The following is a 16,355-nucleotide window of genomic DNA, read 5'->3' as shown; positions in this document are numbered from 1 at the left end:
GTTCCGCAGCCCTGCTGGTTGTCTGCTCAAAGGCGACAGAGTCCGCACAGAGACGTGGGAAACATGACTTCACAACAAATAACAGAAGTGAACAAACCGAGACGTATCTCGGACAGGATGTTCGCGTTCCTTCTCGTCGTCCCCGGGCTCGCGCTGCTCGCGGCTGTCGTGGTCTATCCGCTGATCACGAGTCTCGTCACCGCCTTCTTCGAGCAGAGCCTGCTGTACCCGGGCCGGGAGTTCGTCGGGATGCAGAACATCATCGACGTCCTCCAGAGCGAGTTCGCGACGCTGTTCACCCAGACGATGGTCTTCACGATCGGGACCACGGTGCTGCCGTTCATCATCGGGTTCGGGCTGGCGCTGGCGCTGAACACCCGCATCGCCGGATCCAAGGTCATGCGCGGCCTCATGCTGATTCCGTGGCTGGTGCCCGGTGTCGTGGTGTCGTTCCTGTGGATGTGGATCTTCAACGCGAACTACGGCGTGATGAACGCCCTGCTGCAGGGGATCGGCCTGATCGACGAACCGCAGGCATGGCTCGCGCAGCCGGGCACGGCGATGCTGGCCGTGATCATCGCCAAGACCTGGCAGTCGTTCCCCTGGATGATGGTCATGCTTCTGGCGGGTCTGCAGACCGTGCCGCGCGAACTGCACGAGGCCGCCGAGATCGACGGCGCCGGCACCATCCGCCGCTTCTTCTCCATCACGGTCCCGCAGATGCAGGGGATCATCGGACTCGTCCTGCTGCTCGAGTTCATCTGGAACTTCCAGCACTTCGACATCATCTACGTCCTCACTGGCGGTGGGCCGGCGGGGAGCACGCAAACGTTCGCGACCGCCGTCTACGAGACCGCCTTCCACAGCTTCGACCTCGGCCACGCCGGCGCGCTGGGTCTGCTCTGGCTCCTGCTGCTGATGATCCTCGTCGTCGTGTATGTGCGCTTCTCGGAGAAGGGGGAGAAGAAATGACCGCCACACTGCTGCCGGAGAACCCGGCCGCCTCAGCGGGGGCCACGGCCGCTCAAGTGCTCCCACCTCGCAAGGCGCGCAAGCCGCGTCCGGCATCCGCCGAGCGGCGTGAGCGCCCTGGCGTTCGGATCGCCGCGTGGCTCACCATCATCGTCTTCGGCGGCTTCGCGCTGCTGCCGGTGTGCTGGCTGCTCGTGACGTCGCTCACGCCGAAGACGGATGTCTTCGCGTACCCGCCGAAGCTCTTCCCGACCGAGATCTCGTTCGAGGCCTACACGTCGCTGTTCTCCAACCCGCAGCTGTTCGTCTATCTCCAGAACAGCGTCATCGTGTCGGTCATCACTGCGATCCTCTCGGTGCTCGTGTCGGCCTATATGGGCTATTCGTTCTCGAAGTTCCGCTACACGGGGCGCCGCGCGCTGATGTACTTCGTGCTCGCGTCTCAGATGTTCCCGCAGGCGCTGCTGCTGGTGACGCTGTACACGGTGTTCGCGGCCTACAACCTTCTGAACACCTACACCGCGCTGGTGCTGTCGTTCACGACCTTCACCCTGCCGCTGTGCGTCTGGATGCTGAAGGGCTTCTTCGACACGATCCCTGACGAGCTCATCGAGGCCGCGCGCATGGATGGCGCCTCGCGGCTTCGCATCATCCACTCGATCGTGCTGCCGCTCTCCGCACCGGGCCTCGTGGCCGCCGGGCTGTTCGCGTTCGTCCGCGGCTGGAACGACTTCATCTTCGCGCTGACGCTCGCCGGACCCGAGAAGCAGACACTGCCACCCGGACTCGTCAACACGTACGTCGGCGAGGCGTCCACGGCATGGCCCGAGCTGATGGCGGCATCCCTCGTGGTCTCGCTCCCCGTCGCGATCGCCTTCATCCTGCTCCAGCGCTTCCTCGTCGGCGGCATGACTGCCGGCGCGGTCAAGGGCTGATCCGCACGCGTATTCCCATTCACCAGACACATCGACAAGGAGGACGATATGTCCGCATCACCCCTCATGAACCTCGAGTTCAACCGTCGCCGCGCTCTGCAGCTGTTCGGCATCGGCGCCGCAGCCGTGACGCTGGCGGCCTGTGCGCCGACCGGCACCGGCGGCGGAACCGGACCGGCGTCCGGTTCCGGCTCCGCGGCCGGACTCGACGGTACCGACCCGACGGACTTCTCGTTCGCCTCGTGGTCCTTCACCGAGGAGGCGGCGGCCCCCGCGCTGGAAGCGATCGTCGCGTCCTACCAGGACAAGCAGTCCGTGAAGGTGAAGGACGTCTCCTTCCCCTACAACGAGTACTTCAACCAGCTGCTGCTGCAGGTGCGCGGCGGTCAGTTCACCGGTGCCGCGCACGTCGACGTCGCATGGCTCGGGTCGCTGGCCGCACTCGGCAAGCTCCAGGACCTCTCGTCGCTCACCGAGGGACGCGGTTACACGGATGCTGCGCTGAAGGCCGCGCAGTTCGACGGCACACAGTACGCCCTGCCGTGGACGATCGGCGCGATCGGGCTCGTGACGAACTCCGAGCTCCTCGCCAAGGTCGGGGTGACTCCTGAAGAGTTCCCGACCACGATCGACGCGTACGAGAAGACGCTCAAGGACCTCAAGGGGCTCGGCGGGGGACTCATCCCGTATGCGGCATCCACCAAGGCGGCGCAGCTGAAGGACATCCTCATCTGGATGCAGACCTTCGGCAGCCCGCTCGTCGAAGGCGACACCGTGACCATCGGCGACGACGCCTCGATCGAGGCCGTCACTTGGTACAAGAGCCTGTACGACCAGGGACTCATCGCGGCCGATGTCGATCGGTTCGATGCGCGGTCGCTCTTCGCGCAGGGGCGCGCCGCGATCTACGACGACGCACCCGTCGGGCGCAACGCGGTCGTGGGCGAGTCGCCGGACCCCGACCTCGCGAACAAGCTCGCGCCCGTCTCGCGTCCGGTCCTGAAGGACGGCGACACGCCTCGGGCACTGGTCTGGGGCGGCGCGATCGCCGTCATCGACGGGGAGGGCGCACCCACCGCCGGCGACTTCGCCCAGTTCGCGACGAGCGACCTCGACACCGTGCTGGCGGACTACGCCGTGCGCGGCCTGCCGCCGGTGACCACCGAGGCGCAGGAGTCCGACGTCGTGAAGGACGACGTGTTCGGCACCCTGTTCAGCGAACGCATCACGGCGACGGCCACATCCAACCCCTTCTGGGCCTTCACGACGTACTCCCAGATCGAGACCGAGATCGCCGAGCAGGTGCAGGCCGTCCTCGTCGGCTCGGCGACGCCCGCTGACGCCATGAAGGCGGCAGGCGAAGCCGCCCAGAAGCTCGTCGGCTGAGCCATGCGTCGTCGTATCGCGGTCGGCGCGCTCGCCGGTGCGATGCTCGCGACGGCGGGGATCCTTCCTGCCGTCGCCGCACCGCCGCAGAAGACCGTGGAGGACCTGCCGTTCCGCGTGGACGCCTCCAATCAGGCGGGATGGTGGAACCCGATCGATGAGGTCGACGGGATCGCGTATTTCGCCTACAACGCCCCTGGTTCGACCGCAGCGACGCACCAGGTGCATGTCGCTGCGCGTTCCCAGGACGGCACCTGGACGGACGGCTGTCTTCAGGATGCGGCGGGCGCGTGCGTGAGCTTCGTCGACGACAACGGCCACAACCAGCCGTCGATCGTCGTGGACGGCGGGGGCACCATCCACGCCTTCGTCTCGATGCACCACGAGCAGTGGAACTACTTCCGCTCCGAGACGGCCGGCGATGTCACGAGCCTCGTCGATGCCACTGCGGAGATGCCGGATCAGTCGGCGACCATCACCTATCCGATCACCGCGCACGGCGTGGACGGCGAGGCCTGGTTGCTGGTCCGCAGCGGTGCGGACCCGCAGCGACGGCGCGACGGGGTGCTCTACCACTACGACCCGGATGCCGGAGCCTGGCAGCGCGAGACGACGATCGCCGGCGCGGTCGGGTTCTCGTTCTACCCCGATGACCTGCAGGTGGACGCGGACGGCAGGGTGCACGTGCTCTGGGAGTGGGGCCCCTGGCCCGCCGACCCGTCCCGTCACCTCGGCTCGTACGCCGTGTACGACCCGTCCACGGGCGAGACCGAGGACATCGCAGGGCAGACGATCGCCGGACCGGTCACGCCGGACAGCGGCGGCGCGGTGATCTGGCGCGACTTCGGTGCGGACGAGGACATCTCCAGTTACACGCCCGCGCTCCAGACCGCCAAGATGGCGCTGCGCGGTGATCAGCTCGTCGGCATCACGTACCGCTTCGTCGAGAAGGACGCGACGGCCTACGACGTGCTGCACGCGTCCTGGGACGGCACCGCCTGGTCCAGCGAGACGCTCGTCGATGTCTCCGAACTCGGCACCGGTACCGCGACCAGCGCGACGATCGACATGACGGCGCACGGCGCCACGGTGCGGGTGTATGCCGCCGTCACCGCCCAGGTGTGCGGCGAGCTGCGCAGCCAGGTGGTGAAGATCGAGCGGGCCGAGGGGCAGGACGGCTGGACGTACGAGCCGGTCGGCGATCAGCGCAGCGGTCAGCAACGGCTCAGGGCCGCGACGACAGGTGCCGGCACCGACCTGCTCTATCTCAGCGCGCCCAACGCGAACCCGGCTCGGCTGTCGTATGCCGAGGTCCCACGTCTCGCCCCGCGTCGCCAGGGCGAGCAGCTTGCGGACATCGTCGACGCGTTGCGCGGGGATCTGGGCGGCATCAACGTCGCCCAGGGGGCGAGCGTCGTTGCGTCGTCCCAGCTCCGTGCCGACACCGGACCGGAGCGCGCCGTCGACGGGCTCTGCACGGATACCAGCCGCTGGATCTCCGCGGTCGGTGACGCCGCACCGAGCATCGAGATCACGTGGCCCGATGCGACTGCGCTCGGCGAGGTCCGCGTGCGCAGCGGCTACAGCGTGGATCCTGGCACCTCAGCGGTACTGCGCGGATTCACCGTGCTCGTGCACACCGCGGACGGCTGGACCGAGGTCGGCGCGTACACCGCCAACACGGATCGACTCGTCCGAGTCGACGCCGCTGGCCTGATCGCGGACGGCGTGCGTCTGGAGATCTCCGACCCCTCGGCATCCGAGACCGACGTCGCCCGCATCTTCGAGATCGAAGCGATCGCCGCGACCGGCTGACCGTCACCCGCGTCCCGCACACCCCACCCACGGAAGGAACCCATCAACATGCGCAGCCAGAGGATCGAGACCGACGTCGTCATCGTCGGAGGAGGTCTCGCCGGTGTCTCGGCCGCCATCTCAGCCGCCCGGCTCGGACAGCGCGTGGCGTTGATCGGGAACCGGCCCGTCCTCGGCGGCAACTCGTCGTCCGAGGTGCGGGTGTGGGTGTGCGGGGCGACGGCTCACGGCAACCAGCGCTGGGCACGCGAGACCGGGGTCATCGGCGAGCTGTACGTCGAGAACCAGTACCGCAACCCGGAGGGCAATCCGATCCACTGGGATGACGTGGTGCTGGATGCCGTCAGGGCGGAGGAGAACATCACGCTCTTCCTGAACACCGATGTCCGTGAGGTGGCCGCGCATGGGCCGGAGAACGACCGGGTGATCGATTCCGTCACCGGCTGGACCATGGGGTCGGAGATCACCACGGTCTTCACCGCGCCGGTCTTCCTGGACTGCACGGGCGACGGTCTCGTCGGTCACCTGGCCGGTGCGCGCTACCGGCTCGGCAAGGAGGGCAAGGCGGAGTTCGGGGAGGAGTGGGCACCCGAGGAGCCGAAACAGGAGTTTCTCGGCTCGACGCTGCTGTTCTACTCCAAGGACCTCGGGCGCCCGGTCGATTTCGTCGCGCCCGATTCGACGATCGACATCACGACGACGCCGATCCCCGAGTCCCGCATCATCCGCTCCGGCGACAGCGGTGCGGCGTACTGGTGGGTCGAGTGGGGCGGCGAGCTGGACATCGTCGACGACAACGAGCGCATCCGGGACGAACTGCGCGGTGTGATCCTCGGCATCTGGGACTACATCAAGAACTCAGGACGCTTCGACGCCGACACTCTCGATCTGGAGTGGATCGGCAACATCCCCGGCAAGCGCGAGTACCGCCGGTTCATCGGCGACTACACGCTGCATCAGGGCGACATCGTCGATCAGACGTCCTTCGAGGACGGCGTCGCGTTCGGCGGGTGGTCCATCGATCTGCACCCGGCCGGCGGCATGTACGCGACCGGCGCCGGCGCGGTCCAGCGTTTCTCCAACGGCGTCTTCGAGATCCCGTACCGGTCGCTGTATTCGCAGAACGTGAGCAACCTGCTCATGGCCGGTCGCCTCGTCTCCGCGACGCACATCGCCTTCGGCGCGGCCAGGGTCATGGCCACCTGTGCGGCGATGGGGGAGGCGGCTGGTACCGCCGCGGCGCTGAGCGTGTCCAACGACACGTCGCCGCGGGGGCTCTATCAGCACCACCTGCCCGAGCTGCGCCAGACGCTCCTGCGCGCCGACGCCACGCTGATCGGCGTGGCGAACGAGGATCCGGACGATCTCGCCAGGGCGGCGTCGGTCACGGCATCCGGTTTCACCCGGACGATCGGAACGGATGCCGCCGGCGACGGCATCCCGCACCCGTTGACCGACGACATCGGGATCGTCGTGCCCGTGACCGACGAGCTCGGCGGCATCGCCCTGCGCGTGGCGGCCGACGCCGACACGACGCTCGTCGTCGAGGCGTACGTCTCCGATCTCCCGCAGAACGTGATCCCGGTGGAACGGGTGGCCGCGGCATCCGTTCCCCTCCCGGCGGGCGAGGCGCGCTGGATCGACATCGAGCTGCCGTACACGCCCGATCGCGCGCGGAACGTGATCGTGGTCGTCCGACACGATCCGACGGTGACGCTCTTCACCACCACCGAACTGCCTCCTGGCGTCCTCACCCTCGTCCATCGCATCGACAACGACGATCAGAACGTCGAGATCAGCCGAGGCGAACTGGTCGTGCAGTGGCCGACCAAACCGCTCCGAGGACGCTCGGTGCTGTTCCGGGCGCTCCGGGAATCCGTGGTTCTCGCCCCCGAGCGCGCGACAGGTGGATTCAACCGACCCTACGACGGACCGAACATGTGGGCATCGGAGCCGATGACGCCCGGACACGACGAATGGCTGCGGCTGGACTGGGAGGAACCCGTCATCGCGAGCGAGATCCGGTTGGTCTTCGACGACGACGTCGACCTCGAGCTGAACACGCTGCACCACCACCGGAGCCCTGACCGTGTCATCCCGCAGCTGGTGCGGGACTACCGGCTGGAGGTCCTCGACTCAGGCGGGTGGACCACGATCGCCGATGTGCAGGACAACCGGCGCAGGCATCGTCAGCATGCGCTGCCGGCCGATCTCGGGGCCTTCTCCGCGGCGCGCCTGGTGGTGTCCGCGACGAACGGCGCACGGCAGGCGCGCGTCGTCGCGTTCCGGGTGCAGAGGTGAGCCGTCCGTGGGCGGTAGCGTGAGATCCCAGAGCATCTCGACGAGGAGCGTGGCCGTGAACGAAGCGCATGCGCGCAGTGCGCCGGTGAGCCGGCGCACGCGGACCGGCATCGTCGCGCTCGCCGTCCCTGACCTGAACGAGCCGTACTTCGCGGAACTCACGTCGCTGTTCGTCACGCGGGCGCACGAACGAGGGCTGTCGATCCTCATCCAGCAGACCGCGGGTCTCCACGAGCGCGAAGTCGACATCGCGAACGGGGTCGGTCTCCCTCCGATCGACGGGCTCATCCACATCCCTCGGTCGCTCACGGTCGGCGATCTGACCCGGCGCACCGCGCCGGGGCCCATCGTGCTGCTCGGCGAGCACATCCAGGTCAGCCCGTTCACGCACGTGACGGTCGACAACAAGGGCGGCACGGATGCTGCGACGGTGCACCTCGCCGATGCAGGATGCCGCCGCATCGCGTTCATCGGCCGCCGGGACGCCCTGCCGTCGGATGCCGCGGATCAGCGTTTCGCCGGCTATCGAACGGCGGTCGACCGGATCGGTATCGACGACGACCCGGCGCTCGTCGCGACCGTCGACGCGTTCACGCCGGAGGAGGGGCGCCGCGCGATGGCGGATCTTCTCGCCCGCGGCGTAGCGTGCGACGGGGTGGTCTGCTCCAACGACTCGCTCGCCTTCGGCGTGCTGTCGGCGCTGCACGATGCCGGTGTCCGCGTTCCGACCGAGGTGGCGGTGATCGGCTTCGACGACGTGCACGCCGCGCGCTTCTCGGCCCCGACGCTCACCTCGGTCGCCCCGGACGACGGTGCGCTCGTGGACGCAGCCCTGGACCAGCTGGAACGTCAGATGAACACGCCGCCCGGTATGGACATGCCGGTGCGGCACGTCGTCGTCGGGGCGCGCATCGTGAAGCGCGCGTCGACCGAACGCTGATTCAGTCCGCGGCGGCCTCGATCGGGGCGAGCGTGAGTTCGACGTGGGCGGCGAGCTGCTCTGCGGCATCGGCCGGCAGCGCGTCGTCCATGATGAGGCGGTCGATCTCGTCGACGTCCACGATCGTGGTGAGCCCGACGGCGCCCCACTTCGAGTGATCCGCCAGGACGACAGACGTGCTTCCTGTCGCGATGAGGGCGCGGTTGGTCTCAGCCTCGAGCAGATTCGAGGTCGTCAGGCCGGCCTGGAGATCGACGCCTCGCACACCGAGGAAGACCAGGTCGCAGTGCAGCACTTCGAGCGCGCGCACGGCGATCGGGCCCACGAGGGCATCGGTCGGGGTGCGGACGCCGCCGGTGAGCACCACCGTCTGCGTGTACGGCTCGTCGGCGCGGTCCGGGCGCGCGAAGACATCGGCGACCGGAAGCGAGTTGGTCACGATCGTCAGGTCCGGGATGCCGCGCAGCACGCGGGCGAGTGCCCACGCCGTCGTACCACCGGAGAGTCCGATCGCCATCCCCGGTTCGACGAGTTCGGCCGCGCTCCTGGCGACCGCGTTCTTCTCGGCGAGGCGGAGGCGCGTCTGGGACGCGAAATCGACGTCGGACCGGTCGGACACCCGTGGGATCGTGGCACCGCCGCGGACCTTGTCCAGCACGCCCTGCTGCGCGAGGACGTCGATATCGCGGCGGACCGTCATCTCGCTGACGTTCAAGGTCGCCGCGAGGTGGGCGACGGCCGCGGCTCCGGCACGGCGCACTTCGGAGACGATGCGCGAGCGGCGTTCGGCAGCGAGCACCTGGACCCCTTTCGATCTGCACGCCAGTCTGCCATGCGGCCGCGGCGCGGGCGTAGCGTCGGGCACGCTCGGCGCATTACGCTGGCAGAGGCACACGGAGGTGCCGGCCCGAAACTCCGATGCACCCTTGGAGGCCTGCGTGTCCGACCCCCTGCCCGATCTGCGCACCATGTCCGGTGTCCTGTTCGACCTCGACGGCGTCCTGACGCCGACGGCCGAAGTGCACATGCGTGCGTGGCAGGCCGTGTTCGACGAGGTCTTCGCCCGATGGGGCATCGAACCGGCGTACACCGATGACGACTACTTCGCCTACGTCGACGGCAAGAAGCGCTACGACGGAGTGGCGAGCCTGCTGCGCAGCCGCAACATCGAGATTCCCTGGGGCGCCGTCGACGACCCGCCCGAGGCGGAGACGATCTGCGGTATCGGCAACCGCAAGAACGCGGCCTTCTCGGCATCCCTCAGGGCCGAGGGCATCGTGCCGTACGCCGGCTCGCTCGCCCTGCTCGAGCAGCTGCGGGATGCCGGCATCCGCATGGGCGTCGTCTCGAGCTCGAAGAACGCCGAGGAGGTGCTCGGCAGCGCCGGCATCCGCGACTTCTTCGAGATCGTCGTCGACGGCGTGGTCGCCGAGCGCGACGCGCTCGCGTCCAAGCCCGCCGCCGACATGTTCACCGCCGGCGCTGCGGCGCTCGGCGTCGACGTCGCCGAATCGGCCGCCGTCGAGGATGCCGTGGCCGGTGTCGCCTCGGCAGCAGCCGCCGGTTTCTCGACCGTCGTCGGCGTCGATCGCGGCGCCGGCCCTGACGTGCTGCGGGCGTCCGGCGCCACCTGTATCGTCGATGACCTTGCCCTGCTGCTCCCGACCACACCTTCGGAGACCGCATGATCGATCGCGACCGCTTCCCCGTCGACCCGTGGCGTCTCGTCGAGACGCGCTACACCGAGGACGGCGTCTCCGAGACGCTCTTCGCGGTCGGCAACGGCTACCTGGGCCTGCGCGGCAATCACATCGAGGGGCGAGGCGCGCACGAGCACGGCACGTTCATCAACGGCCTGCACGAGACCTGGCCGATCCGTCACGCCGAGCAGGCGTACGGCTTCGCGGAGGTCGGGCAGACGATCATCAACGCCCCCGATGCCAAGGTCATGCGCGTCTATGTGGACGACGAGCCGATCTCGTTCGACGAGGCGGATGTGCGCGACTACTCGCGGGTCCTCGACATGCGCACCGGCATCCTGACCAGGGAACTGGTGTGGGAGACGCCCTCGGGAAAGCGCGTCCGGATGCGTGACGAGCGGATGGTCAGCTTCGAAGAGCGCCACCTCGCGATCCTGCGCCTCGAGGTGACCGTCGAGAACTCGGACGCTCCCGTCACGATCAGCTGTCAGATCCTCAACCGGCAGGACGGCGGCAACGTCTACGGCGGGACGCCGGTCCCCGCGAAGAAGGCCGGTTTCGATCCGCGCCGCGCCGAGAAGATCACCGAGCGGGTGCTGCAGCCGGTCGAGTACTGGCAGGACGGTCTGCGTTCAGCGCTGTCGTACCAGGTCACCGAATCGGGCATGACCGCTGCGGTCGTCGCGGATCACATGATCGAGACGGACAACGACTACAACGCGCGGCAGCTGTGCGAGCCCGACATCACGAAGAACGTGTTCCGGGTGCAGGCGAAGGCCGGCGTCCCGATCCGGATCACGAAGCTCGTGAGCTATCACACCTCCCGCGGCGTTCCGGCGCGCGAACTGGTCGACCGCTGCCGCCGGTCGCTCGACCGGGTCGCGGTCGAGGGCGTCGACGCGCAGTTCCGTGCCCAGTCCGAGTGGCTGGAAGCGTTCTGGTCGCGCAGCGACGTGCGCATCGAGGGTCAGGATGCCCTGCAGCAGGCGACCCGGTGGTGCCTGTTCCAGCTGGCTCAGGCCTCGGCGCGAGCCGACGGCTCCGGCGTCCCCGCGAAGGGCGTGTCCGGCTCCGGGTACAGCGGGCACTACTTCTGGGACACCGAGATCTACGTCCTGCCGTTCCTCACCTACACGTCGCCGCAGTGGGCGCGCAACGCGCTGCGCGCCCGCGTTCTCATGCTGCCGGCCGCGCGCCGCAGGGCCGCTCAGCTGAACGAAGCAGGTGCCCTGTTCCCGTGGCGCACCATCAACGGCGAAGAGGCATCCGCGTACTACGCCGCAGGCACGGCGCAGTACCACATCAACGCCGACGTCAGCTTCGCGCTCGGAAAGTACGTGCGCGCCACGGGCGATGTGGACTTCCTGCACCGCGAGGGCGCGGACATCGCCGTCGAGACAGCTCGCCTGTGGGCGACGCTCGGATTCTGGCGGGGGACGAACGGGGACGCGACCTTCCACATCCACGGCGTGACCGGCCCGGACGAGTACACGACCGTCGTCAACGACAACCTCTTCACGAACGTCATGGCGCGCTTCAACCTGCGCCTGGCTTCGCGGGTGGTCCGCGAGCTCGCTGCGAGCGACCCGCGCGGCTTCGACGGCCTCGTCGAGCGCACGGGACTGGATGCCGGGGAGGCCGACGCCTGGGAGCAGGCGGCGGACGCGATGTACATCCCGTTCAGCGAGGGCCTCGGCATCCATCCTCAGGATTCGCTGTTCCTGGAGCGCGAGGTGTGGGATCTGGCGCACACGCCGGATGACCAGCGCCCGCTGCTGCTGCACTTCCATCCGCTGGTGATCTACCGATTCCAGGTGCTCAAGCAGGCGGACGTGGTGCTCGCGCTGTTCCTGCAGGGCAATCACTTCTCGGCGGAGGAGAAGCTCGCGGACTTCGAGTACTACGACCCGCTGACCACCGGCGACTCCACGCTGTCGGCCGTCGTGCAGTCGATCCTCGCCGCCGAAGTGGGGTACCAGGACCTCGCCAAGGAATATTTCGAGCAGTCGCTGTTCGTGGACCTCGGCGACCTGCACCACAACGCGGCGGACGGCGTGCACGTGGCTTCGGCCGGCGGCGTGTGGACGGCGCTCGTGAGCGGCTTCGGCGGCATGCGGGATCACGGGGGCGAGCTGAGCTTCGATCCGCGGCTCCCGGTGGACTGGCCGTCGCTGTCGTACCCGCTGCAGTGGCGCGGTGCGGCGCTCGATGTCACCGTGACGCGCAACGAACTGCGCATCCACGTCCGCTCGGGCGATCCGGTGGCGTTCACGGTTCGGGGCGCGTCGTACACGGCATCCGAAGGGCAGGATGCCGTGGTCGCGCTGGCCGGTCAGGGACCTGTGATCCCCGGGCGTCCGTCGCTGCGTCAGTTCGCCGACGCGCGGCGCGATGACGGCACGCTGATGTCGGCATCCGTGCCGGTCGTGACGAGTGCGATCCCGGTGATCACCGGCTTCCCGGACTGAGGTCTCGATGTCGGCGGTACGCCGTAGGCTGGACGGGTGACCACAGCCCTTTACCGCCGCTATCGGCCTGAGAACTTCGCGGAGATGATCGGGCAGTCGCAGGTGACCGAGCCGCTCATGACGGCGCTGCGCGGTGATCGCGTCGGACACGCCTATCTGTTCTCCGGTCCGCGCGGGTGCGGAAAGACGACGTCGGCCCGCATCCTCGCCCGCTGCCTGAACTGCGCCGACGGCCCCACCGACACGCCCTGCGGCGTCTGCCCGAGCTGTGTCGAGCTGTCCCGCAGCGGCGGCGGCTCGCTCGACGTCGTCGAGATCGACGCCGCCAGCCACAACGGCGTCGACGACGCGCGCGATCTGCGCGAGCGCGCGACGTTCGCCCCGAGCCGCGACCGCTTCAAGATCTTCATCCTCGATGAGGCGCACATGGTGACGCCGCAGGGGTTCAACGCGCTGCTCAAGCTCGTGGAGGAGCCGCCGGCTCACGTGAAGTTCATCTTCGCCACGACAGAGCCCGAGAAGGTGCTCGGCACGATCCGCTCGCGCACACACCACTATCCCTTCCGGCTCGTGCCGCCGGCGGCGATGCTCGAATACGTCGAGAAGCTGTGCGTCGAAGAGGGCGTCGAGGTCGAGCAGGGCGTGCTGCCGCTCGTGGTGCGCGCCGGCGGGGGGTCGCCGCGCGACACCCTGTCGCTGCTGGACCAGCTGATCGCCGGGTCCGATGGAGACCACGTCGCGTATGAGCGCGCGGTCTCGCTGCTCGGCTACACGCACGCCGCGCTGCTGGACGAGATCGTCGACGCCCTGGCGGCCGGCGATGCCGCTGCCGCGTTCCCGGCCGTCGACCGCGTCGTCCAGACCGGTCAGGATCCGCGTCGCTTCGTGGACGACCTGCTCGAGCGGCTGCGCGACCTCATCGTGATCGCGGCCGTCGGGGACGGAGCCGCAGCCGTGCTGCGCGGCATTCCCTCCGACGAGATGCAGCGGATGCAGTCGCAGGCTTCGTCCTTCGGCCAGGCGCGTCTCTCGCAGACCGCCGACATCGTGAGTGCCGCGCTCGACGACATGTCCGGCGCGACCTCACCGCGCCTGCACCTCGAGCTCATGATCGCCCGTGTGCTCGCCCCCGCCATGGCCGCTGCTCCCGCTGTTGCGCCCGCGGCTCAGGCCGCTCCCGCTGCCGCCGCTCCTGCTGTTGCGCCCGCGGCTCAGGCCACGCCTCCCTCTTCGCCTGCTCCGGTGGCACCTCCCTCTTCGCTCGTTGAGCGAGCCGCAGGCGAGTCGAAACGCGTTCCTGCTGAGACGACCCCGTCACCAGAGGCACCCGCACCGGCTCCTGAACCCGCTCCGGCTTCAGAACCCGCTCCGGCCCCTGAACCCGCTCCGGCTCCTGAACCCGCTCCGGCTTCAGAACCCGCACCGGAACCCGTCTCCGTCACACCGCCGGCCGCACCGACCCCGGTGGACTTCGACCGGATCCGCTCCGCCTGGCAGGCCGTGCTGAAGCGTCTCGAGTCGATCAGCCGCACAGCATGGCTGATGGTGACCGCGATCCAGCCGTTGGCGTACGAGACGGACACCGAGGTGCTGACGCTCGGCTTCGCCGGCCCGCAGGACGTCACCCGGTTCAAAGGGCCGACGCCGGGCCCCGGACCCTCGGATCACCTGCGCACCGCGATCGAGCAGGAGCTCGGCGTGAAGGTGAAGTACAAGCCTGCTCCGCTGCCTCCGGCCGCGGCGGCCGTGCCCTCCACCGCAGCACCGGCGACTCCGGCATCCGAACCTGCCCCGCGGCCGAGCGCGTTATCGTCTTCGCCGGTGACCGAATGGGCCGTCGCGCCCATTCCGAAGGGGAACGAGACGCCACAGACTCCGCTGCCGGTCGATGACGAACCGGCGGAGGTCGAGTCGGCCGCGTCGGCGCCAGAGCCGCCCGTCGACGGGCGCGTCTCGGACGACGAACCGCCGCTTCCGGACGACGACCAGGCTCCGGACGAAGACGAACCGCCGTACGATCCGTCGGATGAGCCCGGCCCTGGGGGATACGGGGCCGCGCCTGCTTCGGCATCCGCACCGTCCGCGCCCGCGCCATCCGCTGTCGTCAGCACGCCGACGCCGCAGGCATCCCTTGCGGCGCGTCCCGCACCGCAAGCGCCTGTCGTCACCGCTCGCTCCGTGGCCCCAGAGGGTATCCAGCGCTACGGCGAAGCCGTGATCCGCCAGGTGCTGGGCGCGACGTTCGTGCGCGAAGAGCCGTACGAGCCCCCGACAGCGACGAGGTTCAGCTGATGTACGACGGCATCGTCCAAGAGCTCATCGACGAGTTCGGCCGCCTTCCCGGGATCGGCCCGAAGTCGGCGCAGCGCATCGCCTTCCACATCCTGCAGACCCCGTCGTTCGACGTCGCGCGGCTGTCCGAGCTGCTCACAGAGGTCCGCGCCCGCGTGCGGTTCTGCGAGGTCTGCGGCAACGTCTCCGAACAGGACCGCTGCACGATCTGCCGCGATCCGCGGCGCAACGCCGCCCTCATCTGCGTCGTCGAGGACGCCAAGGACGTCGCGGCGATCGAACGCACGCGCGAGTTCCGCGGTCTGTACCACGTGCTCGGCGGCGCGATCAGCCCGATCGCCGGCATCGGCCCCGACGATCTGCGGATCGCCCAGCTCATGACGCGCCTCGCGGACGGCACCGTGCAGGAGGTCATCCTCGCCACGAATCCGAATCTCGAGGGCGAGGCGACCGCGAGCTACCTCAGCCGCCTGCTGACGACCATGCAGATCACGGTGTCGCGCCTGGCATCCGGTCTCCCTGTCGGCGGCGACCTCGAATACGCGGACGAGGTCACCCTCGGTCGCGCCTTCGAAGGCCGCCGCACGCTGTGACGATCGACGCACAGGAAACCCGGTGAACGCGCACACCACGGTGAGTCGGCGGGGCTGGCTGTTGTTCGGCGCCATGGCGCTGTTGTGGGGCGTGCCGTACCTGTTCATCCGCATCGCCGTGGAGTCGTACTCGCCTCCGGCGATCGTGGCCGGTCGCACACTCGTGGCGGCTCTCCTGCTGCTGCCGTTCGCGATCCGCAGCGGCGCTCTGAGACCTGCGCTCAGGAAGTGGCCGTGGGTGCTCGCGTTCGGACTGGTCGAGATGGGCGGACCGTTCGTGCTCCTCGGCCACGCCGAGCAGACTCTGCACTCCGGGCCGACAGGTCTGCTGGTCGCGACCGTGCCGCTGTTCGCCGCGCTGATCGCGCTGGGCGGTGGCGATCGCTCCGTGCTGCGGCCGCTTCGCCTCGGCGGACTGCTGGTCGGCTTCGTCGGCGTCGCGATCGTCGTCGCAGGACCCGGCCTCGCCTCCGGCGACCTGATCGCGGCGGGGGAGGTGCTGCTGGTCGCCGTGCTGTACGCGATCGCACCGTTCATCATCGCGCGCAAGCTCGGCGACGTGCCGTCGCTCGGCACGATCACCCTCGCGCTGCTCGCGATCGGCATCATCTACCTGCCTATCGCCTTCGCGACCCAGCACGAGATGCCGACGCTCGAGTCGACCGGAGCACTGCTCGCCCTCGCGGTCATCTGCACGGCGATCGCCTTCCTCGCCTTCTTCGCGCTGATCCGCGAGGTCGGGCCGGTGCGAGCGCCCCTGTTCACCTACGTCAACCCGATCGTCGCCATCATCCTCGGCGCGCTCGTGCTCTCGGAGCCGATCACACCCGGCCTGCTGATCGGGTTCCCGCTCGTGATCATCGGATGCTGGTTCGCAGCCACCGGCGGACGCCTGCGCTCGGCCCCCGCCGTGACGCCGAGTCCTCCGCCGACGCCGTGATCCCGGCATCCTC

12 protein-coding genes are annotated in these 16,355 nt (G+C 68.9%); 11 read left to right on the top strand and 1 reads right to left on the bottom strand.

Translation table 11 applies throughout. The annotated features are described in order from the left end of the window. Positions 1-117 precede the first annotated feature (117 nt). Genes AC3ANJ_RS14315 through AC3ANJ_RS14290 form a run of 6 tightly spaced genes read left to right on the top strand, consistent with a single transcriptional unit; the run spans position 118 to position 8,349 of the window. Positions 118-972: a carbohydrate ABC transporter permease gene (locus tag AC3ANJ_RS14315; protein ID WP_488316881.1), complete on the top strand. Its 855-nt coding sequence runs from the start codon at positions 118-120 to the stop codon at positions 970-972. Next, a complete protein-coding gene (locus AC3ANJ_RS14310; RefSeq protein WP_488316880.1) occupies positions 969-1,907 on the top strand; it encodes a carbohydrate ABC transporter permease in 939 nt (312 codons plus the stop codon). The genes AC3ANJ_RS14315 and AC3ANJ_RS14310 overlap by 4 nt, the downstream gene beginning before the upstream one ends. Positions 1,908-1,955: 48 nt before the next feature. After that, positions 1,956-3,293: an extracellular solute-binding protein gene (locus AC3ANJ_RS14305; protein ID WP_488316879.1), complete on the top strand. Its 1,338-nt coding sequence runs from the start codon at positions 1,956-1,958 to the stop codon at positions 3,291-3,293. 3 nt (positions 3,294-3,296) lie between these two features. Further along, positions 3,297-5,108 (top strand): BNR-4 repeat-containing protein, encoded by a 1,812-nt coding sequence (locus tag AC3ANJ_RS14300; protein ID WP_488316878.1) that lies wholly within the window; start codon positions 3,297-3,299, stop codon positions 5,106-5,108. Positions 5,109-5,156: 48 nt separating this feature from the next. Beyond that, the gene (locus AC3ANJ_RS14295; RefSeq protein ID WP_488316877.1) at positions 5,157-7,409 is read left to right on the top strand and encodes an FAD-dependent oxidoreductase; all 2,253 of its coding nucleotides are present in this window, start codon (positions 5,157-5,159) and stop codon (positions 7,407-7,409) included. Positions 7,410-7,464: 55 nt separating this feature from the next. After that, complete coding sequence (locus tag AC3ANJ_RS14290; RefSeq protein WP_488316876.1) at positions 7,465-8,349, top strand: LacI family DNA-binding transcriptional regulator; 885 nt, start codon at positions 7,465-7,467, stop codon at positions 8,347-8,349. Position 8,350: 1 nt separating this feature from the next. Here AC3ANJ_RS14290 and AC3ANJ_RS14285 read toward each other — a convergent pair whose 3' ends face one another. After that, complete coding sequence (locus tag AC3ANJ_RS14285; protein ID WP_488316875.1) at positions 8,351-9,148, bottom strand: DeoR/GlpR family DNA-binding transcription regulator; 798 nt, start codon at positions 9,146-9,148, stop codon at positions 8,351-8,353. Between the two features lie 139 nt (positions 9,149-9,287). Between AC3ANJ_RS14285 and AC3ANJ_RS14280 the strand changes: the two genes are divergently transcribed. Genes AC3ANJ_RS14280 through AC3ANJ_RS14260 form a run of 5 tightly spaced genes read left to right on the top strand, consistent with a single transcriptional unit; the run spans position 9,288 to position 16,342 of the window. Further along, positions 9,288-10,037: an HAD family hydrolase gene (locus AC3ANJ_RS14280; RefSeq protein ID WP_488316874.1), complete on the top strand. Its 750-nt coding sequence runs from the start codon at positions 9,288-9,290 to the stop codon at positions 10,035-10,037. Further along, positions 10,034-12,517 carry a glycoside hydrolase family 65 protein gene (locus AC3ANJ_RS14275; protein ID WP_488316873.1) on the top strand — a complete coding sequence of 828 codons (2,484 nt, stop codon included), beginning with the start codon at positions 10,034-10,036 and terminating at the stop codon, positions 12,515-12,517. Before AC3ANJ_RS14280 ends, AC3ANJ_RS14275 begins: the two co-directional genes overlap by 4 nt. Before the next feature lie 36 nt (positions 12,518-12,553). Beyond that, on the top strand, positions 12,554-14,809 hold the full coding sequence (locus AC3ANJ_RS14270) for a DNA polymerase III subunit gamma and tau (protein WP_488316872.1): 2,256 nt from the start codon (positions 12,554-12,556) through the stop codon (positions 14,807-14,809). Next, positions 14,809-15,402 carry a recombination mediator RecR gene (gene recR / locus AC3ANJ_RS14265; protein WP_406249280.1) on the top strand — a complete coding sequence of 198 codons (594 nt, stop codon included), beginning with the start codon at positions 14,809-14,811 and terminating at the stop codon, positions 15,400-15,402. The genes AC3ANJ_RS14270 and recR overlap by 1 nt, the downstream gene beginning before the upstream one ends. 22 nt (positions 15,403-15,424) lie before the next feature. Further along, positions 15,425-16,342, top strand: coding sequence for a DMT family transporter (locus AC3ANJ_RS14260; RefSeq protein WP_488316871.1), 918 nt, complete (start codon positions 15,425-15,427; stop codon positions 16,340-16,342). Positions 16,343-16,355: the final 13 nt, after the last annotated feature.

The organism is Microbacterium sp. STRO-1N (genome assembly GCF_057748015.1).
The sequence above is the reverse complement of the archived record's forward strand: the minus strand, read 5'-3'. Positions and strand labels throughout refer to the sequence as shown.